This is a genomic window from Planococcus sp. 107-1 (assembly GCF_021513255.1).
Lineage (GTDB): Bacteria > Bacillota > Bacilli > Bacillales_A > Planococcaceae > Planococcus.
The window spans coordinates 1,799,933-1,821,633 of record NZ_CP090977.1; the positions used below are offsets into that span (position 1 = coordinate 1,799,933).

25 protein-coding genes are annotated in these 21,701 nt (G+C 43.5%); 7 read left to right on the forward strand and 18 right to left on the reverse strand.

Features of this window, described 5'->3' with window-relative positions; all coding sequences use genetic code 11:
* Window positions 1–116: 116 nt before the first annotated feature.
* Together L0M13_RS09505 and L0M13_RS09510 are read left to right on the forward strand one after the other, a co-directional pair.
* A complete protein-coding gene (locus L0M13_RS09505; protein WP_235199298.1) occupies window positions 117–485 on the forward strand; it encodes an ArsR/SmtB family transcription factor in 369 nt (122 codons plus the stop codon).
* Complete coding sequence (locus L0M13_RS09510) at window positions 482–2,590, forward strand: heavy metal translocating P-type ATPase (RefSeq protein ID WP_235196271.1); 2,109 nt, start codon at window positions 482–484, stop codon at window positions 2,588–2,590. The genes L0M13_RS09505 and L0M13_RS09510 overlap by 4 nt, the downstream gene beginning before the upstream one ends.
* 180 nt (window positions 2,591–2,770) lie before the next feature.
* Here L0M13_RS09510 and L0M13_RS09515 read toward each other — a convergent pair whose 3' ends face one another.
* The 4 genes from L0M13_RS09515 to L0M13_RS09530 all read right to left on the reverse strand — a co-directional run bounded on the left by L0M13_RS09515 (window position 2,771) and on the right by L0M13_RS09530 (window position 6,840).
* The gene (locus tag L0M13_RS09515; RefSeq protein WP_235196272.1) at window positions 2,771–3,334 is read right to left on the reverse strand and encodes an SCO family protein; all 564 of its coding nucleotides are present in this window, start codon (window positions 3,332–3,334) and stop codon (window positions 2,771–2,773) included.
* A 231-nt stretch (window positions 3,335–3,565) separates the two neighbouring features.
* Window positions 3,566–4,960, reverse strand: a complete 1,395-nt coding sequence (locus tag L0M13_RS09520) for a murein hydrolase activator EnvC family protein (RefSeq protein WP_235196273.1) — start codon at window positions 4,958–4,960, stop codon at window positions 3,566–3,568.
* Window positions 4,961–5,386: 426 nt separating this feature from the next.
* Window positions 5,387–6,169: an alpha-glucosidase C-terminal domain-containing protein gene (locus tag L0M13_RS09525; protein WP_235196274.1), complete on the reverse strand. Its 783-nt coding sequence runs from the start codon at window positions 6,167–6,169 to the stop codon at window positions 5,387–5,389.
* Window positions 6,170–6,180: 11 nt separating this feature from the next.
* The gene (locus L0M13_RS09530) at window positions 6,181–6,840 is read right to left on the reverse strand and encodes an alpha-amylase family glycosyl hydrolase (protein ID WP_235196275.1); all 660 of its coding nucleotides are present in this window, start codon (window positions 6,838–6,840) and stop codon (window positions 6,181–6,183) included.
* Between the two features lie 371 nt (window positions 6,841–7,211).
* Here L0M13_RS09530 and L0M13_RS09535 point away from each other — a divergent pair, with 371 nt between their 5' ends.
* Window positions 7,212–7,445, forward strand: a complete 234-nt coding sequence (locus L0M13_RS09535; protein WP_235196276.1) for a hypothetical protein — start codon at window positions 7,212–7,214, stop codon at window positions 7,443–7,445.
* Window positions 7,446–7,569: 124 nt separating this feature from the next.
* On the opposite strand, the gene L0M13_RS09540 is transcribed toward L0M13_RS09535, so the two are convergent.
* The 7 genes from L0M13_RS09540 to L0M13_RS09570 all read right to left on the reverse strand — a co-directional run bounded on the left by L0M13_RS09540 (window position 7,570) and on the right by L0M13_RS09570 (window position 15,489).
* Window positions 7,570–8,514, reverse strand: coding sequence for a cation diffusion facilitator family transporter (locus L0M13_RS09540; RefSeq protein WP_260107220.1), 945 nt, complete (start codon window positions 8,512–8,514; stop codon window positions 7,570–7,572).
* A 113-nt stretch (window positions 8,515–8,627) separates the two neighbouring features.
* A complete protein-coding gene (locus tag L0M13_RS09545) occupies window positions 8,628–9,590 on the reverse strand; it encodes a sodium:calcium antiporter (protein ID WP_235196277.1) in 963 nt (320 codons plus the stop codon).
* Window positions 9,591–9,940: 350 nt separating this feature from the next.
* On the reverse strand, window positions 9,941–10,591 hold the full coding sequence (locus tag L0M13_RS09550; protein ID WP_235196278.1) for a vWA domain-containing protein: 651 nt from the start codon (window positions 10,589–10,591) through the stop codon (window positions 9,941–9,943).
* Window positions 10,592–10,683: 92 nt separating this feature from the next.
* A complete protein-coding gene (locus L0M13_RS09555; protein WP_235196279.1) occupies window positions 10,684–11,682 on the reverse strand; it encodes a macro domain-containing protein in 999 nt (332 codons plus the stop codon).
* A gap of 54 nt (window positions 11,683–11,736) precedes the next feature.
* Window positions 11,737–12,969: a glycosyltransferase family 4 protein gene (locus tag L0M13_RS09560; protein WP_235196280.1), complete on the reverse strand. Its 1,233-nt coding sequence runs from the start codon at window positions 12,967–12,969 to the stop codon at window positions 11,737–11,739.
* Between the two features lie 130 nt (window positions 12,970–13,099).
* Window positions 13,100–14,089, reverse strand: coding sequence for a bile acid:sodium symporter family protein (locus L0M13_RS09565; protein WP_235196281.1), 990 nt, complete (start codon window positions 14,087–14,089; stop codon window positions 13,100–13,102).
* Window positions 14,086–15,489 carry an FAD-binding oxidoreductase gene (locus L0M13_RS09570; RefSeq protein ID WP_235196282.1) on the reverse strand — a complete coding sequence of 468 codons (1,404 nt, stop codon included), beginning with the start codon at window positions 15,487–15,489 and terminating at the stop codon, window positions 14,086–14,088. The genes L0M13_RS09565 and L0M13_RS09570 overlap by 4 nt, the downstream gene beginning before the upstream one ends.
* Before the next feature lie 175 nt (window positions 15,490–15,664).
* On the opposite strand from L0M13_RS09570, the gene L0M13_RS09575 reads away from it, so the two are divergent.
* Complete coding sequence (locus L0M13_RS09575) at window positions 15,665–16,396, forward strand: FadR/GntR family transcriptional regulator (protein WP_235196283.1); 732 nt, start codon at window positions 15,665–15,667, stop codon at window positions 16,394–16,396.
* Window positions 16,397–16,441: 45 nt separating this feature from the next.
* On the opposite strand, the gene L0M13_RS09580 is transcribed toward L0M13_RS09575, so the two are convergent.
* The 3 genes from L0M13_RS09580 to L0M13_RS09590 are packed head-to-tail and all read right to left on the reverse strand — an operon-like array spanning window position 16,442 to window position 18,232.
* Window positions 16,442–17,212 carry an SDR family oxidoreductase gene (locus L0M13_RS09580; RefSeq protein WP_235196284.1) on the reverse strand — a complete coding sequence of 257 codons (771 nt, stop codon included), beginning with the start codon at window positions 17,210–17,212 and terminating at the stop codon, window positions 16,442–16,444.
* Complete coding sequence (locus tag L0M13_RS09585; protein WP_235196285.1) at window positions 17,212–17,745, reverse strand: NUDIX hydrolase; 534 nt, start codon at window positions 17,743–17,745, stop codon at window positions 17,212–17,214. The genes L0M13_RS09580 and L0M13_RS09585 overlap by 1 nt, the downstream gene beginning before the upstream one ends.
* A gap of 49 nt (window positions 17,746–17,794) precedes the next feature.
* Window positions 17,795–18,232 (reverse strand): GNAT family N-acetyltransferase, encoded by a 438-nt coding sequence (locus L0M13_RS09590; RefSeq protein ID WP_235196286.1) that lies wholly within the window; start codon window positions 18,230–18,232, stop codon window positions 17,795–17,797.
* 243 nt (window positions 18,233–18,475) lie between these two features.
* Between L0M13_RS09590 and L0M13_RS09595 the strand changes: the two genes are divergently transcribed.
* Window positions 18,476–18,670 (forward strand): helix-turn-helix transcriptional regulator, encoded by a 195-nt coding sequence (locus L0M13_RS09595; RefSeq protein ID WP_235196288.1) that lies wholly within the window; start codon window positions 18,476–18,478, stop codon window positions 18,668–18,670.
* 2 nt (window positions 18,671–18,672) lie between these two features.
* On the forward strand, window positions 18,673–19,128 hold the full coding sequence (locus L0M13_RS09600; protein ID WP_235196289.1) for a DUF3278 domain-containing protein: 456 nt from the start codon (window positions 18,673–18,675) through the stop codon (window positions 19,126–19,128).
* Window positions 19,129–19,285: 157 nt separating this feature from the next.
* Here the strand turns inward: L0M13_RS09600 and L0M13_RS09605 are convergent, their stop codons facing one another.
* Both L0M13_RS09605 and L0M13_RS09610 read right to left on the reverse strand, forming a co-directional pair.
* On the reverse strand, window positions 19,286–19,579 hold the full coding sequence (locus L0M13_RS09605; protein ID WP_235196290.1) for a DUF2087 domain-containing protein: 294 nt from the start codon (window positions 19,577–19,579) through the stop codon (window positions 19,286–19,288).
* 77 nt (window positions 19,580–19,656) lie between these two features.
* Complete coding sequence (locus L0M13_RS09610) at window positions 19,657–20,100, reverse strand: Lrp/AsnC family transcriptional regulator (protein WP_235196291.1); 444 nt, start codon at window positions 20,098–20,100, stop codon at window positions 19,657–19,659.
* Window positions 20,101–20,218: 118 nt separating this feature from the next.
* Between L0M13_RS09610 and L0M13_RS09615 the strand changes: the two genes are divergently transcribed.
* Complete coding sequence (locus L0M13_RS09615) at window positions 20,219–20,764, forward strand: cysteine hydrolase family protein (RefSeq protein ID WP_235196292.1); 546 nt, start codon at window positions 20,219–20,221, stop codon at window positions 20,762–20,764.
* Between the two features lie 154 nt (window positions 20,765–20,918).
* On the opposite strand, the gene L0M13_RS09620 is transcribed toward L0M13_RS09615, so the two are convergent.
* Window positions 20,919–21,107 (reverse strand): hypothetical protein, encoded by a 189-nt coding sequence (locus tag L0M13_RS09620; protein WP_235196293.1) that lies wholly within the window; start codon window positions 21,105–21,107, stop codon window positions 20,919–20,921.
* Window positions 21,108–21,196: 89 nt separating this feature from the next.
* A complete protein-coding gene (locus L0M13_RS09625) occupies window positions 21,197–21,697 on the reverse strand; it encodes a site-2 protease family protein (RefSeq protein ID WP_235199300.1) in 501 nt (166 codons plus the stop codon).
* Between the last annotated feature and the right edge of the window lie 4 nt (window positions 21,698–21,701).

Consider the following 21,701-nt stretch of genomic DNA (forward strand, 5'->3'; position numbering starts at 1 on the left):
AGTATCCGTTAACATTAAAACAATGCTTTGAATATTAGAATTGACAAAGCAATGAATTTTTCCTACACTGAATATAATCAAACGAGCATTTGAATGAGGTGGACACATTGAATGAAATGGAAATCAGTAAAAAGCACGATACTTGCCAAACCTTTTGTTATGACGAAGAAGTAATTGAACGAGTCCAGCCCAAACTTGTCGGCATTCGCGGGGCGGAATTGATTTTCAAAGCACTTTCAGACGCTACGCGTTTAAAAATCGCTTATGCATTAACATTGGAAAAAGAGCTTTGTGTATGTGATGTGGCGAATATTTTAGGAACGACAACCGCTACCGCTTCCCATCACCTTCGCTACTTACGGAATATGGGATTGGCGGACTATGAGAAGAGAGGCAAGCTGGTCTTTTATTCGCTGACGGATCACCATGTGCATCAGCTTGTCCGAATCGCCTGCGAGCACGCTGAGGAGGATCGATACAAATGAGTGAAAACCAGAACGTTTATCAACTGCAAAATCTGTCCTGCACGAACTGTGCCGCCAAATTCGAAAAGAACATCCGGGAAATTCCTACCGTTGAAGATGTAAAATTGAATTTTGGCGCTTCGAAAATCACTGTTGCAGGCGAAGCATCCATCGAACAATTGGAACAGGCAGGATCTTTCGACGGCATCCGGGTGTATCCGGAAAAACAGCGGATAACGGAAACAAAAGAGCCTTTCTGGAAAAAGCGGGAAAATCAAACGACCTTGGTTTCCTTGCTTTTCCTCATTCTCGGTTATGCTTCTTCAATCCAAGTTGGTGAGGAACATGTTGCCACCATTGGGCTTTTTGCTCTGGCGATCCTCATCGGCGGTTTCAGTCTTTTTAAAGAAGGACTGGGAAATCTGGTAAGACTGCAATTCGATATGGCCACTTTGATGACCATCGCCGTCATTGGTGCAGCAATCATTGGTGAATGGGGAGAAGGCGCAGTCGTCGTCTTTCTGTTTGCAGTCAGTGAAGCATTGGAAACGTATTCCATGGACAAGGCCAGAAACTCCATCCGGTCGCTCATGGACATCGCACCGAATACGGCTACCATCAAACGCGGATCGCAAGAATTGGAAGTGGATGTGGACGACATCCGGATTGGTGACATCATGATCATCAAACCGGGTCAGAAACTGGCAATGGACGGAGAAGTGGCCAAAGGCACTTCATCAATTAACCAGGCAGCCATCACCGGTGAATCCGTCCCTGTCCATAAAGTCATTGGAGATGAAGTATTCGCTGGAACGCTCAATGAAGAAGGCGCTTTGGAAGTACGTGTCACAAAGAGATCCGAAGATACCACCATTGCGAAAATCATTCATTTAGTGGAGGAAGCGCAGGCAGAACGCGCTCCCTCTCAGCAATTCGTGGATAAATTTGCGAAATATTATACACCCGCTATATTAGTAATTTCCCTGTTGGTTGCAGTGCTCCCCCCTCTTCTTTTGGGAGGCGTATGGAATGAATGGGTTTACCGCGGACTCGCCGTGTTGGTAGTAGGCTGCCCTTGTGCCCTCGTCATTTCGACACCTGTAGCCATTGTGACAGCAATCGGGAATGCTGCGAGAAACGGTGTTTTGATCAAAGGCGGGATTCATTTAGAAGAAACCGGCCGCTTAAATGTCATCGCATTCGATAAAACCGGTACGCTCACTCAAGGCACTCCGGAAGTGACAAATATCGTTTCCTTATCCAAGATGAGTACTGAAGAAATTTTAGCAACGGCGGCATCCATTGAAAAGCTCTCCCAGCATCCGTTAGCTTCAGCTATTTTGCGGAAAGCTGAAAATTCCGATGTCGACTTAGTCGAAGTGGAAAATTTCCAGTCGATTACCGGCAAAGGTGCAAAAGCAGAAATTGATGGGGAAGTTTTCTATATTGGCAGCCCTAACCTTTTTGCAGAAACACTGAAAGTATCCGCTGACATCGAAAAAGAAGTGGAAACTCTTCAGGCTGCTGGCAAAACAGTGATGCTGTTGGGATCCGGCAGCGAAATCAAAGGCTATATCGCGGTAGCGGACCAAATTAGACCAAGCAGTTCCACCATCATTCAAAAACTTTATGACTTGGGTATCCAAAAGACGATCATGTTAACCGGCGACAATCAGCTTGCCGCCAGCGCCATCGGCAACCAGCTCAATTTATCTGATGTCAAATCAGATTTGATGCCTGAAAATAAATTAGCTGCCATCAAATCGCTGCGGGAGCAGTTCGGCAAGGTCGCAATGGTCGGTGACGGAGTGAATGATGCCCCGGCATTAGCGAGCTCCACGGTCGGGATTGCCATGGGCGGCGCCGGCACGGACACAGCACTCGAAACGGCTGATATTGCTCTCATGGCAGATGATTTGGATAAACTGCCTTACACCATTGGCCTTAGCAGAAAAACTTTGACGATTATTTACCAAAACGTAGCTTTTGCATTAGGGTTAAAAGTACTGGCTTTGCTGTTAATCATTCCAGGATGGCTGACACTTTGGATGGCCATCTTTGCGGACATGGGTGCTACGTTAATCGTGGTATTGAACTCCCTTCGCCTGATGAAAAGCAAATATTAATCTCAGCAAGCTGAACGCCTGAACAGAATTCATGGGCATCAACAGCAGCATGAACGAAAAAGCCGCCGATTCAAGTGTCACTGAATCGGCGGCTTTTTCGTCATTATTAAGATTTTTTACTTGTTAAAGTAGCTTAGGGCTAACACTACATCCAGTCTGAAAGCAGCTATGACCAGTTGTTCATGGCTCTTCAATCAACTTTTCAAGGTCTTTTCGTATCTCATCCACGGGTACATTTTTAAAGCCGTCATAATTGCTTGCCACTTCGCCTTCCTGGTCAACCAAATAAAAAGAAGTACCATGGATGACTTGATTGCTGCCCGGTTCCTTTTTGACGAACGATTTAAAATTCTCGCTGGCAAACTCCGCTATCTGTTCCTGCGTGTACCCCGTCAGCAAATGCCACTTCGATTCATCCGGAACCGAAAACTGCGACAAATACTGTCGCAGTTTTTTGGGCTTGTCTACGGCAGGGTCTACGCTGAATGCAACAATTTTGTACTCTTCAATACCATTGGCCTTCAATTCTTCCTGAATCTCGGTCATATTGAACATCATCGGCGGGCAAACCGTCTCGCAACTGGTGAAAGCGAACGTGGCCAGCCACGGTGTTCCATTTAAATTTTCCAAAGACACCCTTTCTCCTCGATGATCGGTATATGAAAAATCCTCAATTGCAGAACTGCCGCATGCAGAAAGCAACAAAATCACACTCAGCAAAGTTGCCAAAGAAAAAAACTTCATTTCAGCGCCTCCATTCTTCCATCTCGCTTTATTCTACCGAAAGTACTATCCGACTCCAACAAAAAGTCAAGTTAATGATGTGATAAGTTTTTAAATGTCGAATCACTTTTATGTACCCGCCTTCGCCTTCAGTCTACCTCAGAAATTACCCCTTTATTTAAAAGGAAATCAATAATTATAAAAGCAACTACATAAAAACAGCCGACACCTCTCGTGATGTCAGCTGCTTTATTAAGACCCAATATAATTACGTGGATCGACGGCGTTGGAACTTGAACCGTTCCATATTCCGATATGAGTTTCGAAGTGTAGGTGTGGTCCAGTCGAGCGTCCCGTATTTCCCATTCCGCCAATACGTTGACCTTGGGATACCTTCTGCCCAACCGAAACATCAATAGAGTTCAAATGACCATATACCGTGGTCATCGTTTGTCCGTTGACTGAGTGAGTAATGACAACGGCATTTCCTAATCCCCCCATTACACGAGCACTTGAAACGTAGCCGTCGGCTGCTGCTTTAACTTCTGTTCCTGGAACATTGGCAATGTCCATACCTGCGGTAAATTCAGGTCCATCTCCAATATCACGCCATCCAAAATTGGAGGTGTTTCTGCCTGTTGTTGGACGGATAAACGGAGAACCCATAGATGTTGCAGGGGCTTGATAAGATTTGACTGATGAATTTGTGTTTGCAGACTTTTTCCCATTTGCTGTTTTCACACGTGGCGTTTTTGCAACGTTGGCTTTGGCAGCTTTAGCTTTTTGTTCTGCAGCTGCTTTTTCTTGAGCCGCTTTTTCAGCCGCTAATTTGCGCTGACGCGCTTCTTCAGCTTTTCTTGCCACTTCTGCTAGACGTTTCTGTTCATTCATAATTTGTGTTTCTAATTCCGCGCTAATGTCAATGGCTTCGGTACGTTGTTCCTCTAAAATGGATTTCTCACTTGCTAAACGTTCTTGTTCAGCTTGCAATTCTTTTACAAAACCGGCTTTTTCGGTTTTCTGGTCGTCGAGCGAAGCTTTCAGGGTTTCTAATTCAGCAAGACGTTCTTCTTGCTCGGCAAGTTTTGTTTCCACTTCCGCTTTTTGTTCAGCGAGAAGTTGTTTGTCTTCTGCTTGTTCTCTCATGATTTCACGGTCCGCTTCGATTAAGGTATTAACTGCTGAGAAACGGTCAATAAAATCAATAAAACTGCTTGCTCCAAGCAAGACATCAATATAATCAACTGATCCGCCGCTCAATTGAATGGCACGGGCACGTTCCTGCAACAATTCTGTGCGTTCAGCAATTTTACGTTCAAGTTCTTCGATCGATACTTTTAATTCGTCAATTTCCACTTTCGTTTGATCGATTTCAGCTTGTACGGCGTTAATTTTGCCTTCCGTCTCCTGAATTTTATTGTTCAATTCAGTAATTTTAGCCATGATCTTTTCTAGACTGGATTGATTTTCGGTAATTTCGCTTGTTTTTTCTTGAATGCCTGAATTTAACTCACTTTGTCTTTGTTCAATTTCCTGTTTCTTTTGTTCAAGTTCGCTCAGTTTATCAGCACTCGCTGTCGGAACTAGAATCGACAACGCTAATACAGACGATAAACCGGTTAACATCCATTTTGATTTCAAGTTCATGTTCCCCTCTCAGAATATAGCTTTTTCTCTCTATTTTTAACACTCTTCAATAGTGAAACCCCATACCTTGAATATGTTGAATTTCCTCTTGATTAGAATGCTTTATAAAACTCCAGCTGTTATATTGTATCACCCGAACCCTTTAGTTCTATTACAATAACTTTACAATTCAACTTTTTAATTGAAATTTTTTTGGCTTTAATTCCCACATTTGCTCTTGATAACTGTTCCTTTCTCTACAATTTTTAATGAAGGCTTCCATTTTTCACAATTTCAATGTGGAACGCAAATTATTTCAAGCAAAAAACCTGAATATGCAGAAACATATTCAGGCAATATTTTCTATCAATTATGTGGTTGAGACATTTGAGTTGCTGATCGGAAAAGATCGGATCTTCTGTTAAATTTATTTAAATTTCTTCCGTTTCACTGACTGGCAACTCCCATTTTCCTTACTGCAGCCCTTTTCTTCCCTCTTCGCCATGCTGCCCATAAAAAAGTCAAGAAAGTGACATATAGAACAATCAACGCCGCAATGTAAGCTTGATTGAAACCTTTTTGCTCGATGACGTTAAAAGCTTCCCCCAATTCTCTGTCCAATGTTAGTTGGTAACTGCCATCATCATTCTGCCGGACAATATTGTTTTCAAATAAGCCGCGCAGTTCTTTATCATCGCCAATTACACTGGCTGGCAGAGTTAAGCTTTTTGTAGAGGGAGAATTATTGATGGCAATAATCCATGTATCTTCTTCATTTGAACGCTTATAAACAAGCCACCCCTCTTCTTCATGCAGCACTTCCATATCTCCTGTCCGGAGCGCTTTCGATTCATTCCGAAGGGAAGTTAAATTGGTAATGTGATCTATTAATTCTTTATCTACTCCCATGTCCAAAATCGGATGGGTTTCAGGCGCCGCTGTTCCATTCATCGCGATTTCAGAACCGTATTGGATAACCGGGATGCCTGGCATGGTCAATAACTGAAACATTAATAAGTTCCAGCGTGTTGGCGGAAACCCTCTTTCTTTTATTACATCGGCCGTAAAGCGGGAGCTTAAAAGAGAATCGACTTGAGTCAGGTTCCCCTCCGCCTTTTCCCAAAAGTCAGGGGAAACTGATGAATCCGGGTTAAAATTTTTATAACTGTTCCGGAGTGCTTCTTCAACACCCGGCATGACAACTGCATCCAGCCCCGGATTAGAATCCATGGCAACGTCACTCAATATATAAATGTCACGAATACTTTTGATTTCTTGAGAAAACCGTTCGATAAAAAGGGGTCCAGTTCGTCAGCCGTCTGCAAACGAATACCATCAATCTTGTATTTGCTGACAAAAGTACTGAAACGATCAATCAACTGATCCTGCACTTCCGGATTGCTGGTGTCCAGCGCAACCGTTCCATCCCCGTTTTCGCTGAACCACTCCGGGTTACTTTCCCGCCACATATGGTCATTGCTAACCCTTTGCGTGGGAAGATCAATTGTAATTTTCATGTCCAACTCATGCACTTTCTCGATGACTTCCTGCCATTCTTCCTCCGTTCCAAACCGGGGTTCCAGCTGCTGGTAATCCAGCACTTCTTTTCCGTCATAAGAATTGGCGGAAAAGACAGGACCGATGGAAACCATGGTAAACCCCATATCTTTGATGTATTGCATTTCACTGCTGAGACCTGCAAAATCCCCTCCGCTAAATGCATTTGGATTTAAAGAATCCACCTGAATATCATTTTGAATTCCTTTGTTAAAAAAACGGTCGACCAAGAGATCGTATATAATCTCATCCTGCAGTGCTTGTTTTTCTGCGGCCGCGGTTGATGTAACCAGACTGAAAAGCAATACTCCTATTAACACGACTGAAATCCATTTCAGTTTCACTTCAATTTCCTCCTTCGGCAAGGACAAACTGTTTCCTTACATTTGGTTCAGTTTATCAAACACGTGGCTCTGCTTCTATGTAAAATCGCGTAAACACACGAATCTGCTAAAAAGTTTCAACGATATTGTGAAGATTGAACAAAAAACTGGATACAATTCACTTGTAAACAAGATCCAGTCGTAAATCCGCAATCCCTTTTCTCTAAAAAGACATAAAAGTCAGTTGATTTTTACGATAAGTGTATTACAGTTAGACAGTGGATAATCAGATATTGTTTAACAGAAATACTGTTTTCTATCCTCTTCGGCTTCCGACGATATTAACTCAAATAAGCGTTTAACTATTCATTTAAATTGAAGGAGGAAATAAAATGGATCGAACAAAGAAGGAGCAGAAGGATCACGCTTCTACTTATGGATTTCTCTTTTACAGTGGAGCGTTGTTACTTTGGTCTATTTATGATTTTTTCGTTAATGATATAACTGGCTGGCAAATGCCCATTTTGTTTGTTGGTTTAGCACTCTATTTATGGTCGAAGGTTTTTTACCAACAAAAAAGAGTAAAAGAATCTTTAAAAATCAGAGATCCAGAAAAGCGGGTTTAAAAGACAAGAAAAAAAGAGGAACGGCCAATTCGTTCCTCTTTGCATTAGCATTATTCTTTTATTTCAATCAATTCTCTCGATAAGGATGGTTTAAATACCTCGCCTGCATAACGCCATTTCCAAGCTAATGATGGTTATGTTCCGCCTTCCCCGATTCTTTGTCATCTTGGCACATAATCGAATCTTTATGGGGATGCTCTGACGTTTCGAGCTGGACTGTGACATGCCCGATTTTTTGTTCTGCCAGTGTTTCTTCAATCTCCCTCAATATAAGTTGACTATCTCTGAAAGAGACCCCCTCCTCAATGACCACATGTCCGGATAATGCGTTTTTCCCGCTGGTGATACTCCACACATGCAGATCATGGATATTTTTCACACCCGGTATATTTTCGATAGCTGCCGTCACTTCATCGATACTCACATTTTTCGGCGTTCCCTCCATTAAGACATGAATGGCTTCTTTTGTAACACGCCAGCCACTGACTAAAACGAGCACTGCCACAATGACACTGGCTAATGGATCAGCCCACGCCCATCCAAAAAACATGATGAGCAATGCCGCTGTGATGGCACCAATAGATCCTAGTAAATCGCCCAGCACATGGAGAAAAGCTGCACGAAGGTTTAAATTTTCTTTTGTGTCGCCGCCCCGCATTAAAATCCAGGCAACCAAAATATTTATCAGCAAGCCAATTACCGCTATCGTTAACATGCCGGTTGAAGCAACGTCTGGCGGATCGGCAAAACGATGGTAAGCTTCATAAAAAATGTAGACGGCAATTAACACAAGGGTTACCCCATTGAAGACAGCCGCCAGTATTTCAAACCGTTTATAGCCATAGGTTTTCAATTGATCGGCGGCCTTCTCGCCGATCGTAAAGGCCAAAAAGCCGATTCCCAGCGAAATAGAATCGCTCAGCATATGACCAGCATCCGCAATTAAGGCTAAACTGTTAGTCAGAAAACCGCCCACCGCTTCTACAATCATATAGGAAGTTGTAATAAGAAAGGCGATCATCAAGGTTTTTTTATTTCTTCCGTGGCTATGGCCATGTTCGCTACCCACCTGCAACTCCTCCTTTTTTATTGTGCAAGGTTATGAAATGACGATATGGATCCCGTTATATCACATTAAAAATCACCAGCAGTATGACCGCCAAGTAAACCAGATAACTTGCATCAAAAGCTAACCTGCCAGCGTTTGAAACCCGGCTCCTTGCCTCCCCAGCTGACAAAAGCAGTGTACAAAGCAGGCATAAGGGCGACGAACAGAAAGTTTACCCAATAGAGCTGAAAATTTTCAATCGGTACGCTTTCTAGTGCCAATGAGACAAAAGCGACCGTCATGGTGATGGCATTGTCGGCAATCACACTGGTTGTGCCAGCCGTCACTTGCCCGCTTCTTGAAACGCTCCATGTCTTAAATACTTCAGGAGCCGTGCTCATGATCCCCGTGATGAACAAGCCGCCGATTACCTTTGAAATGCCGAATGCGGCCACCATGTTTTCTGTCGCCGTGACAATGAAATAAGCGCCAACAGCGATAGCTCCGGCCCCAGCTACTGACAGCCAGATATGCTTTTTGTTCCACTCGACTTTCTCTTTCCGGCCGCGCCCTCTAAAAATCGCCTGGGCAAGAAAAGCGATGTACGCACCCAGCATAATCCATGCATCCAACGGCTGCAGGCCACGCCAAGGTGCAGGAATCGTCAGTAGTGCCACTAACGCCAGAATCCCTAAATAAGGCAGCACGAGAACCGTGACTGTTTTTTGGTCCAAATACAGGATATGTTCCTTCAAGTGGTGCTGATGATCCTTCGTTTTGGAATTTAAATTACTTTCTTTTTCCTTGAACGTTTTTCTCGTGACAAAATAAGCAATACTCACCATCAGCGGAATGGAAATAATATTGGAACCTAATAGATTGCCCAAGCCGATTTCGGCATTAACGGTAAGCGCACTGGTCACGTTGATGCCCACTTCCGGGCTGGCCGTAACGATAGCGAGCAGAGCGGCCCCGCCGGAAGATGTTAAGCCCCACTGTTTGCGGAGGTTTTTAAGCGGTCTCACTAACTGTTCGGCTCCCCAATGGGCTCCCCAGGCCGCAATGATTAAGACTAAAGCCCATAGGCAGGCTGTCATGATAAACTCCTTCATTCCCATTAGCCTTAAAAGGCAACAATACATATTATTCCTTTATCCTAAATCCATGAAACTAAACGAAAAAAGAGGTTTAAAGACAAAATATTAAAGCAAAATTCGCTGGGAAATTTTTTAAAATGCCTATATCGTTTACTAAACAGAAAAATTGCAACAAGGAAATCCAATAGGATTGATTTTAAAGATGTACAAAAAAGCGTTCGTAAAAGTACACTTTTACGAACGCTTTAAAAATGCTTGAAAACGACTAAAAAAACGTTCGTAAACGTGTCAAAACACATTACGAACGTTCAGTTTGTGAAACATACGTTTACGGACAATTTACCTTGAATTTACTGTCTGCTGCGCTTGCTAAAGTCAGCTTCGATATCCTTCTTCCAGTTCTGATCCAGTTTTCTTCCTTGCCGGAATGAACTGACGGTTTCATTCAATACGCGGTAATTCAGTTCTGTCCCTTTATCATCCGCGTGGTAATTTACAGCCCGGTCTTCACTGATTCCGAAGTTTTTGGCGGTCGCGACTGCGTCGATGTTGGCACCGAGGAAGATAAATTCCCAGCCGAACTTTTCTTTTTGAAAAGAAAGCATTTTTCTTATTTTTGCGTAGTCGTATTCACAGCTGGCATTTTCCATGCCGTCTGTCGTGATCACAAACATGACTTTTTCCGCTTGTTCTTCCTGGCTTGTCCGTTTTTGAACATTCACCAGCTTTTGGATGGCTGAACCGACAGCATCCAGTAAAGCGGTCGTGCCGCCGACTTCAAACTCTTTTTCCGTTAATGGGGCGATCCCCGAGATTGCAATGCGGTCATGCAGCAACTCATACTGGTGGTTAAAGAGAATGGTGGTTATTTTTGCGTCTCCCGCTTCTTTTTTCTGCTTTTCAATTAAAGCATTAAAGCCCCCAATTGTGTCTTTTTCAAGCCCTGCCATTGAACCGCTTTTATCGAGAATAAAAACGATTTCCGTACTTCCTTTTTTCATATCGGTCTCCTCCTTAGTCTGCCTGTTCTTCACAGGTGATACCTAAAGAGTAACCTTTACCGGAAATCGTTTGGTCGCTTTTGAAGCGACAATTATGCACCAAGCAAAGGCTGGTCAAAGGCAAATAAAGCTTCGTTGATTTCATGGATGTTGTATATTTTTTGGATTATGAAATATTCAATGATGACGTCCAATTTATGGCTATGGGACAAAGCGTACCCGGCCGTTCCTAATAGTTCTGCAGTTTCCTCGAGGTCCAGTTCTAAGGCAATAGCAAATGCAAAAACGGTTTTCTTAAGCGGTGTATACCCTGGCGAGTTTCGGATCTTTGAAAATAATCGCCGATCGATATTGGCTTTTTTATAAGCTTGTGCATCCGTCATTCCTTTTTCGTCAATGAATTGAAGAAGTTTGTCCGAAAAATTTTCTTTTATTCGGCTTAGGGCCTCTTCTAATCCCTCAACTGTTTGATGGACAGCAGTAGACCGTTCTTCGGTTGAGTAGGATACTTCTTCTAAAACACGGCGGCTTCGAGCGTATTTTAGCTGCTGGTGTTCTACGTAATTTTCGTCGATGTAATTGCGGATCGATTGAGACAGTTTTCCGCTGAAACCGAACGATGCTTGATCAAAGACGACAAGAAAAACGAGTATTTCATGGTCCGGCTTCATTAAGAAACGATGGATTTCCGAAATGGCGACTTGCAGAGCCTGTTCTTTTGGGTAGCCGTAGATGCCGGAAGAAATTAACGGAAAAGCGATCGATTCACAATTTAAGGAATGGGCAAGTTCCAGCGAATTTGCGTAGCAAGACCGGAGATGGCCTTCTTCATTTTCCTTTCCTCCGTGCCAGATTGGCCCCACTGTATGGATGATGTAATTGGCATGCAAGTCGAAGGCCTCTGTACTGACAGCTTCACCGACCGGGCAATAGCCGATTTCGTTGCAGGCTTTTTGCAACTGGGCAGCCCCAGCAGCATTAAATATCGTACCGCACACGCCGCCGCCCATTCGAAGTTCTCTATTGGCCGCATTGACAATGGCATCTACATGCATTTTTGTGATGTCATTTCTCACAATTTCTAAAGGCATCTTCTCGTCCCCCTTTCTTCTATTATAGTATCCACTTGCAATGGCCGTAAAAGTTTAATCGAAAAGCTTTTCGATTTCATGGATTTCGAGCTGCATGCGTTCTGGCCAGGAAAGCAGTTTTTCTTTCGCATAACGCCGACCATTTGCCGCTAGTCCTCGAAGCAGTTCTTCGTGGTCCATCCATTCAGCCAAACGCTCCGCAATGAACGTTTCATAGATTTCATCCAATAAAATAGCATTGAATCCATCTTCCAATACTTTACAGACGCTATCATTTTTCAAGGTGCAGACGGCCGTCCCAAGAGCCAGTGATTCCAGTATCGAGTTTCCCAGATTTCCGCTTTCATTCAATGTGATGTAGAGGTCGGCATTCGCTAAATGGCCAATGGTTTTTTCGTGATCCATCGCGTCCAGGAAAAGGATATTCTTCACCCCTTTTGCGTGGACCATCTCAATTAACCGGCTTTTTTCAGGTCCATCCCCAATCGCTATTAAATGAGCGGTTGGCTTAAGTTCTTCTAAATAGCCCATCATTTTCACAAGGCGGTCCAGCCGTTTCCAATCCACAAAACGATTGGCGGTACAGATGATAAAGGCGTCTTCAGGCAAATGCATGTTCATTGCGTAATGCTCATCCCGTTGATAGCTCACGTATTTTTCTTTATCAGCCAGACCATTCGGCCAGAAACGGACTTTATTTTGATTGATTTCCAATCGTTCCAATACTTTATCACCGTCCGTTCCGTCATTCGCCATGATGATCAAATCCGCATCAACTGCAGTTCCTTTAATGTAATCATGGGCATCATCAAATTTCGGGCTGTCCAGCAGAAGTCCAAGCTCGGTTCCTTGGAAACGGGTGACGCAAGGAACTTCTAATTTACCTGCGAGCTTTTTAGCGGCACGGGTACTGTAGATTTCATAACCATACATAAGATCCGGCTCCAGTTCAGCTGCGAGTTCCAATCCCTCCCGGTAAGCCATGCGGTTCCAGAACTTCGCAAAAAACGTCGCTTCTGTCCGGTCCGCTTCCGCATGGTCTTTCACTAAATTTAGACGCTTCAAGGATTTATATGCATCATAATACCGCGATCGCTTCACCAGGATATTCGGAAAAGGGATACTTTGTTTCGGGACATCAGCAAACGTCAGCATCGTTACATGGTAGCCTTGGTCGCTAAAGCCTTTTAGCGTATTGTAGAGCGTTTGGTTTCCAGCGTTTTTATTCCCTTCATCCCCTTCAAAATTCACAAGCGGCAAACTGTTGAGCATCAAGATCTGTTTCATCAAGGTCTGCCTCCTTTTGCTCAAATCTCCCATTCTTATTTTTGTTTTCCCGAAATATAGGACTGCATTCATAAAAAAAGCTTATCTTGAATTCCGGCTTGGCCAGATGTCAAGATAAGCGCTAAGGATCTTATTTATCAAGAGTTGCTTTTGGTACGGTTTGAAGATTCTTTACTCGATCTGCTTCAATGGCAGCTGCCGGTTTCTTCGACCAGATGGTTGCAAGAATCGGACCGGAAATATTATGCCAAATCGCACCCCAGACGCTTGGAAGTGCTGCAAGTGGACTGAAATGCGCTGTAGCTAAAGCAACGCCGAGTCCGGAATTTTGCATCCCGACTTCCAATGAAATGGCACGTCGGTCGGTTTCGTTCAACCCTAGTGCCAAAGCGGTCAAATACCCTAAAAGCAATCCGAAGCCGTTATGAAGGAATACGGCAAAAAAGACGACGGCTCCTGAACTGACGACATTCCCAGCATTGGCAGCCGTCACTGCAGAAACGATAATTAGAATCGCCAGTACAGAAATCAGTGGAACGATGGTGATGCTTTTTTCAACTGCTTTTGGCAAGAAGCGCTGAACCATGAAACCTAAAGCAATCGGGATGATGATCACTTGAATAATGGACATGAACATCGAAACCGGATCAACAGGCAGCCATTGCCCTGCTAGAAGCAGCAGCAATAGCGGTGTCATGATCGGTGCAAGCAAAGTAGAAAGTGAAGTCATCGCAACGGACAACGCCAGATTTCCTTTTGCTAAATATACCATTACGTTTGAAGCGGTTCCGCCCGGTACACAACCAAGGAGCACTAATCCCGCCGCAAGTTCCGGTGGAAGGTTTAACACTTTCGCAATGGCAAAGGCAGCGAGCGGCATGATGATGAACTGGGCGGCAACGCCAATGATAACGGGAAGCGGCCGGGTCAAGACAATTTTAAAATCGACCGGCTTCAACGTTAACCCCATACCGAACATGACAATTCCAAGCAATATGGTGATGTATGCCCCGAGCGGAAGAAACGGATCTGGGAGTAAAAACGCGATTAGGGCGATTAGGATGACCCAAACCGCAAAATATTTCCCGGCAAAATTACTGATGGATTCTAAAACTTTCATTGGACCGCTCCTCTCGTTTCTTGCTTGATCAGTTTATTTGGATTTAACCGGTTGTCCGGGTCCAAGGCCTGTTTGATGCGTTCCATGACGAGCAGTGCAGCTCCGTGTTCTTGCTGCTGGTATTTTTGTTTGCCGATGCCAACCCCATGTTCGCCGGTGCATGTGCCGCCGCGCTCTAAAGCATACAAAACGATTTGTTCATTCAGCAATTGCGCTTTTGCCACTTCAGCTGGATCATTCATATCCATCATCAACAAGACATGGAAATTCCCGTCCCCGACGTGCCCGACAATGCCGCCGACCATCCCGAGCGCAAATACTTTCTCGCGGGCATCGGCTACTGCGCCTGCCAGTTCCGAAATGGGAAGACATACATCCGTCACCATCATCTTTTTCCCAGGATTCCCGTGGATAAAGGCGTAAGCCAAATTATGGCGTGCTTCCCATAGCCGGTTGCGGCCTGCATTGTCCGTTTCAAACTCGATGCTTTCACATTGGTGCCCCTCGACAATTTCGTTCATGAACGCGATATCTTGTTTTAACCCTGCTTCATTGCCATGGAACTCGAGGAATAAGGTCGGCTTTTCGGCATAATCCGTTTCACTGAACAGATTTACTTGCCGAATCGAGACTTCATCGACCAGTTCCACTCTCGCAATTGGAATTCCTGCCTGTAAAATCGAGACGACTGCTTCTACCGCGTCTTTGACCGTTGGAAAAGATGCCCGGGCAGCCGACACATGTTCTGGAATTCCGTAGACTTTCAATGTCAATTCCGTAAAGCAGCCAAGCGTGCCTTCCGATCCGGTAAACAAACCGTTTAAATGCAATCCAGACGAGGACTTGGCCGCCTTGTTGCCAGTATGGATGACTGTTCCATCAGCCAAAACAACTTCCAAATCCCGGACCTGGTCACGCATGACACCGTACTTGACTGAAGTCGTCCCACTGGCATTGGTCGCTGCCATTCCACCTAGTGTCGCGTCCGCTCCAGGATCAACCGGAAAGAACAATCCGTATTTCTTTAATTCTTTATTCAGCTGGGAACGCGTGACCCCCGGTTGAACTTTCACTAAAAAATCATTTTCGAGCACTTCCAAAACCTGATTCATCCCCGAAAAATCGATTGTAATGCCGCCTTTATCTGGAATCACATGCCCTTCCAGGCTTGAACCGAGTCCAAAAGGAACGATTGGGACTTGCAGATTTTTTGAAATTCCCATTATGTTTACGACATCTTCAGCCGTATCCGGAAATACAACGATATCCGGCAATTTCTGCTGATGGTAGGATTCATCCCTTCCGTGCAATTCCCGGACGGTTTCATTAATCGTGATTTGGTCTTCTCTTAACTTCGTATGTAAAGCATCCATAACCTGTTCAATTTCTTGAATTAGCATTACCGCTCAACCCCTTACTTGTCTGTAAAAATATATTCGTTGCAATTGGTCCGACCAATAAAATTTATTATACCGATTAATCTGAATTTTTCAATGATTATTTTAATTTATTGATTATTATTTTAGAAGTTGATAAGGTGGAAGAACTAAAGGTTCAAAAAGAGGAGCGAAATGCATGGGTTCTGGAAAGAAAAAAACTTCGCAGATTATTGCGGAAAAAATTGAAGAATTCTTTTTGAAAGGCGACTTGCAACCTGGTTCAAAATTGCCGTCAGAACGTGAACTTGCGAGCCGGTTCGGCGTAAGCCGCTCTTCTGTCCGTGAAGCGCTGCAACAGCTTGAATTGACCGGTGCAATCATTATTCGCCAAGGCGGAGGAAGCTATATCAATACAAGCGAAGTCGAAAAAGTCAGCCAGCTCCTTTCCGACTCCATCGTAGAAGCGGAAAGCCATCTCGTTGTGGATATGCTCGAGCTTCGGCGCGCTCTCGAAATCGAAGCCATATCGCTTGCTTCTGTTCGAGCAGTTCCGGCTGATTTAGCCAAAATTAAACAAGCACTCGATGAGATGAAGAGCTCACTGTACGATGCTGAAAAAGGGATCAAAGCGGATTTGCATTTTCATCAGCGGATTGTCGAAGCTTCCCATAACCCGCTATTGATCAATCTCGTTCAGTCTTTAGCGGAAAAAATGGAAGATTCCATCCGCGCGACCCGAACTCACCGGTTTATGGATGTAGACCGCTATGAAGATACTTTTATCGAACATGCGGAATTATTTGAAGCCATTTCCATCCGGAATTCGGTTCTTGCTAAAGAGCGGATGGAAAAGCATATCACGCGCATTTTGGATGAGCTGGATTTGCCGGACCATCCTTTAAACAGTTATCCGAATAATGTCGGCTAAACAACAAAACGCCTGCTGGAGTGCCAGCAGGCGTTTTGTGTCGGTTTACCGGATAAATCCGCCTTCCGAATGAATGATCTGTCCTGTAATCCATTCCGCATCGGGACTTGCGAGAAACTGGACCAATTTGGCCGCATCATGAGGTTTGCCGAGTCTGCCAAAAGGAAACCGCTCTTTTAAGTGCTCTTTCAAGTTTTCGTCCATCCAGCCCGTGTCCGTCGGTCCTGGATTGATAGCATTGACTGTGATGCCAAGAGCTGCAGTTTCCGCCGCCAACGTAATGGTCATGGCATCTATCGCTCCTTTTGTCGAGGCATAGGCCAGTTCACCTGGCATTGCCCCTTGAAACTGGCCGGAACTAAGATTGATGATGCGCCCGCCTGTTTTTTTCTTAAAAGACTTAGCGAATTGACTGCATAAAAGTGCCGTTCCCCGCATATTCACTGCGTAATGGCGGTCCCATACTTCAGCGGTCAACTCGGTAAAATGGCCGGTAGTTGAGTAAGCGGCGTTGTTGATTAAAATATCAGGAGAACCCATTTCACGAACAACTATCTCCATTAAAATGGCCGCCGCATCGGGCTGCGCTAGATCCAACTCCAGCGCTTTCGCTTTTACCCCGATTTTTTTCAGTTCCTCTAGCAGCCTCTGCGGCTCATTCGCTTCGATTCCCCAAGGCATTTCCTGATCATAAGCTGTCCAATAAGTAAAAAACAGATCGCAGCCATTTCTGGCAAGTTCCAGGCAGATGGCTGCACCGATTCCATCGAGTCGGCTCGCACCAGTCACGATCGCTGTTTTTCCTTTGAGTTTCATTAAATCACCCCTTCCGAATTCTGTTGGCGCAAGTATGGCATAATCTGGTGCCGATTCACCTGGAACCGGTCCCAGATCCTTGATACGACAAGCCCTTGTTGAACCATTTCTTCAAACTCTGCCAAAGTCACCAGTTTTGCGCCGCAAACTTCACCGGGCTGCAAGATTAGGTCTTCAGGTTGAATCGCTGTCTTTCTTTTCCATACGTAGCTATCCAAGAAATAATTGCCGTATTTCATTTCCCCAAGCAGTTGCAGCTCTTCTTCCCCCGCAACAAGCCCTGTCTCTTCCTCGAGTTCACGCAGTGCTCCTTTTAGGCTCGATTCACCTGAAGTCACGGAGCCTCCGGTCGTTTCCCAAAGGAGCGGATACGTTTTTGCCGCATCCCTTTGAGTCAAGAGAATTCGGCCATCCGCGTTCACGGTTAAAATTTCCACGACCACATGATATTCTCCTGACTGCTGTGCTTTTCCCCTTGTATGTAATTTACCTATCGGTTTTCTCCGCTCATCTACTAAATCCCAAACTTCCATCCTATCTCCTCTTTCTATGGTTTCCTTACTAATAGGTGAGTGGCTTCATCTATAGTTTCAAGCTCATGGAAACAGTTCTCGTTTTGAATCCCAGATGTTCATATAGTTTCACCGCTGGATTATCGGCTTTCGCACTAAGGCGCACTTCCGTATAGCCTTCTTGTTGAAAATAGGTGAAAGCTGCCTCCATTAAAGATTTGGAATATCCTTTCCCTCTGAATTCCTTTAACACAAATAATTCATAGATAAAACCATTTCTTATTTCAGTGAATGGGTCCTTACTTGTCCCCAAGAGAATCCACCCCAAAAGCTGTTCTCCTTCTGCCGCCGCTAAGTAAAAGCATCCCTTATCCAACAACGGCTGCACAAGCAGTTTGATTTTCTCATCAGTGGGCATGACCTCTCCCATCGTGCCATCGTATATGGCTTGAGGTGAGAGCGATAGGATCGTTTCCATTAGAATATCATTCGGTTTCTTTATCTCCATTTTGTTCCCCCCTTATAGTCGCTGGTTTGCGTTTTTTCACTTATTAAATATACCAAATAAAACCAAGATCTAATATTCCAACTAAACTATCTTTCTGACAAAACTACTTAGTCTACTCTTTTCTGATTGACTGATCATGTCCTATTTACCTCTTAATGCAACGGTTAAGTTGACATTTCAATGAATTGATGTAATATATAAATTACATATGTAAGATATATATTGCAAAGTGCAGGTGAAGAGATGAAAAACAGAGTGAAGTATACACGGATGGAATTGGCAATTACTCAAGAGCAGCTGGCTAAGCGGGTCGGTGCAACGAGGCAAACCATTGGATTAATTGAGAAAGGGGAATACAATCCCAGCCTTCATCTTTGCATAGCGATATCGAAAGAGCTGGGGAAAACACTGGACGAATTATTTTGGGAGGTCGATTGATCATGAAAACGTGGATATCCTTTTTATTGCCGGAAGACGAATATAAGGAGAAAAAGATTTTTCACTTTTTCGCAGAAGGAGCGATCCTTCTTTTCTTAGCCCTTATTGTTTCGCTCATTTGCAGCCGATTTATCAATTTTGATACGGAAACGATCTTATTCCTCCATATCGCATTATTCGCAGTTTATGTTTTAGGCAGATATGTCCTGTCCGGAATTGAATTCACCGCTATCGCAACGGAACGGGAGTACAAGAAAGAACGGAAAGTCATTGTCATTAAATCAGTCGGTTTTGTCGTCATCTTTATCTTCGGCTATTCATTTTTAAGTGGATTCCCTAGCAGCCTCAGTGAATGGCTAAACATCTTAGCGGTTCCACTATTAGCAGGGATGTTCCTGTTTTCCATCAACTATATTTCTTTGAAACGTTCCTATCATAAAAACAAAGAATTGACTTAAATGGAAAAGGCCGTTAAACTAAAAAACCTTCAGTACAGTATCCAAAAGATATCGTCTTGAAGGTTTTGCGTATTTAAACCTTTATTTTCTATTAATAAAGAAGCGTTTTTAATAAGACTGAGAAACTGATACTTTGCCATTTTGAAGCAATTAGGCGTTATTCTTTCAGCCAGTAGGAAGAGCCGTCTTTGTTCCGATCCAAAAATCCGTATTCAATCAAATATCTTCGGATTGATACATAATCGTGGTATACCTTCTTTAAAATTTCATTCATTTCATTTTCTGAGTACATTCTATGAGGCTCGAACTGCGCAGCAATAAACTCCAATAGAATCAGCTTCTTTTTCTCCTTGCTCGGAAACACTTCAATACGGTTAGTGAAATCACCTTTGAAATAATTCGTTAAAACCTTCTCTTTTACTTCTGCCGAAATCTCATTGTTTTGATTCATCCATTTACTCCTTTGTTGAAGTATTTCCAGTAGCTGACTAGCATATTAGAAAAATTGCTTTATCACCATGAACAGCTTTATATGGCATTCAAATCGGATTGCCGTTTCTTGACTTCATTTATGGAAAGATACAATGCATAATTTCCGTAGCTGAGCGTAGCATTTAAAAATAGGTTCAATTGTTCTTGGGATCGCACTTTTATCGTCAAATGGTAGCAGCCTTCTCCGGAAACCCGGTGTGCTTCAACCACTTCCTGCCGTTCGTTGAGAAAGTCAATGAACTTTCCGTGGCCGACTGTTTCCATATAAATGATAACAAAAGCGGTATAGGGTAGGCCAAGCTTCAATTCATCTACCACAAGCGAATAAGCTTTTATAACACCGCTGTCCTCCATCTTTTTTATGCGGTTCCCGACAGCCTGGCCGGTCATGTGGATCTGTTCCCCCAGCTCTTTCCACTGAATACGTGAGTTTTCAGACAGCAAGCGGAGGATTTGAAAATCAATCGCATTAAGTTCCATATTCAATTCCTTTCATGATGAAATGATTTAGTGAAAAAGTGCTTCATCAGCCACTCGATAATTCAGTGGAACGTGTATATCATTCAAGTGTACCCAAAATTATGAATGAGGTGGAAAAATGAGCACAGCATTGATCGTTGTCGATATACAAAATGATTATTTTCCGAATGGAAAGATGGAACTGCACAACGCGGAAAACGCAGCTGCCAATGCGGCGAAAGTTTTGGAATGGTTTAGAACAAACCAAAAAGAGAATATTTTTCATGTTCAGCATCTGGCAAGCAATCCCGCAATGGGCTTCTTCCTTCCGGATACCGATGGCGCTGAAATCCACGAAATTGTTCAGCCTTTAGAAAACGAAAGCATTATTACGAAACATTTCGCGAACAGCTTCCTCGAGACAGATCTGGAAAGCCGATTAAAAGAAAAAGGGATAACTAAACTTGTGGTTGTCGGCATGATGACGCATATGTGCATCGATGCAACTGTGCGCGCTGCCGTTGATCTGGGCTACGAAACGACTTTGATCGAGGATGCCTGTGCGACCCGTGAGTTGATGTATCAAGATAAAGTGGTGCCAGCTGAACAGGTACACTATGCGTTTATCGGCGCACTCCAAGGGATGTATGCCGAAATAACATCTACCGAAGAATTCTTGAAATAATAATCTTCATTCTGACAGAAATATTGGAAGCAATCAAAAAGGAAGCTTGTTCTACGCAAGCTTCCTTTTTTGTTCTCCCATCGGTTGGATGATTTTTTTCGATATTTTAAAGTTAAAACCATATTGACTTTATAAAAATTATTCTGTAAGCAAATTATAATGCAAACATCCACGTTATATTAAATGTGATATAGACAGCTGAAAGCGTCAGCCAAAAAGTATTTGCAGAGGTATCCACATACTTATCTTTCTTTGTTTTTTTAATGATTGCTACTAAATTCAGGCAAAAAACGATAGCGAAAATCGGGTTTAAAAAAAACCCTGCTTGAATCAAGAATTCCATCTTGCCACCCCTTATTTGTGAATGCGATACGAGAGCCGCAATGCTTTTCTTCTGTAGAATTAAATGGACAGCTTTTTCAATGCTGTTTATTAAGAAACGGGGTTGCGTTGTTTCCGATTTTCTTTGATCAAGTTCATGAGCTGCAAACCGTCACTCGGTCCACCGCCTAAAAAACGGGGGTAATTAAATGGAATTAAAGGCGTAGCGAACAGAAAAAAGCTAGCGCCTGCAAGATTAATAAGAATATTGCCAGCTACACCTGGAAAATAGGCTGAAGCCATATATAGTAGAACAAAACCTATTAGTGAAGCTACTGGTCCGCCTAAAAGGAAGAAGGACCTTTGTTTAAATGACGCAAGCGGAAGTTCTTGCCAATTTGATTGTCTGCAGAATCCGTTTAGCGCTACAGTCAGATAACAGGTAATTCTCCCAAGCTTCAATTTCAACTTTTTCTCTTTGCTTGATGAACCCATAAAAATTTCTGCCTTTGCTTTTTTATTCAACAAGATTGTGGCAATGGCATGTCCCATCTCATGCATAAAAATCGCAGTAGAAAAAATCAGCAAAACTAAAATGATTTCAAGTAGCATTCCC

Bases quoted from the DNA above. Each gene is read 5' to 3' on its own strand.
- L0M13_RS09505 (WP_235199298.1), top strand. From the start codon at position 117: ATGGAAATCAGTAAAAAGCACGATACTTGCCAAACCTTTTGTTATGAC.
- L0M13_RS09510 (WP_235196271.1), top strand. From the start codon at position 482: ATGAGTGAAAACCAGAACGTTTATCAACTGCAAAATCTGTCCTGCACG.
- L0M13_RS09515 (WP_235196272.1), bottom strand. From the start codon at position 3,334: ATGAAGTTTTTTTCTTTGGCAACTTTGCTGAGTGTGATTTTGTTGCTT.
- L0M13_RS09520 (WP_235196273.1), bottom strand. From the start codon at position 4,960: ATGAACTTGAAATCAAAATGGATGTTAACCGGTTTATCGTCTGTATTA.
- L0M13_RS09525 (WP_235196274.1), bottom strand. From the start codon at position 6,169: ATGGATTCTAATCCGGGGCTGGATGCAGTTGTCATGCCGGGTGTTGAA.
- L0M13_RS09535 (WP_235196276.1), top strand. From the start codon at position 7,212: ATGGATCGAACAAAGAAGGAGCAGAAGGATCACGCTTCTACTTATGGA.
- L0M13_RS09545 (WP_235196277.1), bottom strand. From the start codon at position 9,590: ATGACAGCCTGCCTATGGGCTTTAGTCTTAATCATTGCGGCCTGGGGA.
- L0M13_RS09550 (WP_235196278.1), bottom strand. From the start codon at position 10,591: ATGAAAAAAGGAAGTACGGAAATCGTTTTTATTCTCGATAAAAGCGGT.
- L0M13_RS09555 (WP_235196279.1), bottom strand. From the start codon at position 11,682: ATGCCTTTAGAAATTGTGAGAAATGACATCACAAAAATGCATGTAGAT.
- L0M13_RS09560 (WP_235196280.1), bottom strand. From the start codon at position 12,969: ATGAAACAGATCTTGATGCTCAACAGTTTGCCGCTTGTGAATTTTGAA.
- L0M13_RS09565 (WP_235196281.1), bottom strand. From the start codon at position 14,089: ATGAAAGTTTTAGAATCCATCAGTAATTTTGCCGGGAAATATTTTGCG.
- L0M13_RS09570 (WP_235196282.1), bottom strand. From the start codon at position 15,489: ATGCTAATTCAAGAAATTGAACAGGTTATGGATGCTTTACATACGAAG.
- L0M13_RS09575 (WP_235196283.1), top strand. From the start codon at position 15,665: ATGGGTTCTGGAAAGAAAAAAACTTCGCAGATTATTGCGGAAAAAATT.
- L0M13_RS09580 (WP_235196284.1), bottom strand. From the start codon at position 17,212: ATGAAACTCAAAGGAAAAACAGCGATCGTGACTGGTGCGAGCCGACTC.
- L0M13_RS09585 (WP_235196285.1), bottom strand. From the start codon at position 17,745: ATGGAAGTTTGGGATTTAGTAGATGAGCGGAGAAAACCGATAGGTAAA.
- L0M13_RS09590 (WP_235196286.1), bottom strand. From the start codon at position 18,232: ATGGAGATAAAGAAACCGAATGATATTCTAATGGAAACGATCCTATCG.
- L0M13_RS09595 (WP_235196288.1), top strand. From the start codon at position 18,476: ATGAAAAACAGAGTGAAGTATACACGGATGGAATTGGCAATTACTCAA.
- L0M13_RS09600 (WP_235196289.1), top strand. From the start codon at position 18,673: ATGAAAACGTGGATATCCTTTTTATTGCCGGAAGACGAATATAAGGAG.
- L0M13_RS09605 (WP_235196290.1), bottom strand. From the start codon at position 19,579: ATGAATCAAAACAATGAGATTTCGGCAGAAGTAAAAGAGAAGGTTTTA.
- L0M13_RS09610 (WP_235196291.1), bottom strand. From the start codon at position 20,100: ATGGAACTTAATGCGATTGATTTTCAAATCCTCCGCTTGCTGTCTGAA.
- L0M13_RS09615 (WP_235196292.1), top strand. From the start codon at position 20,219: ATGAGCACAGCATTGATCGTTGTCGATATACAAAATGATTATTTTCCG.
- L0M13_RS09620 (WP_235196293.1), bottom strand. From the start codon at position 21,107: ATGGAATTCTTGATTCAAGCAGGGTTTTTTTTAAACCCGATTTTCGCT.
- L0M13_RS09625 (WP_235199300.1), bottom strand. From the start codon at position 21,697: ATGCTACTTGAAATCATTTTAGTTTTGCTGATTTTTTCTACTGCGATT.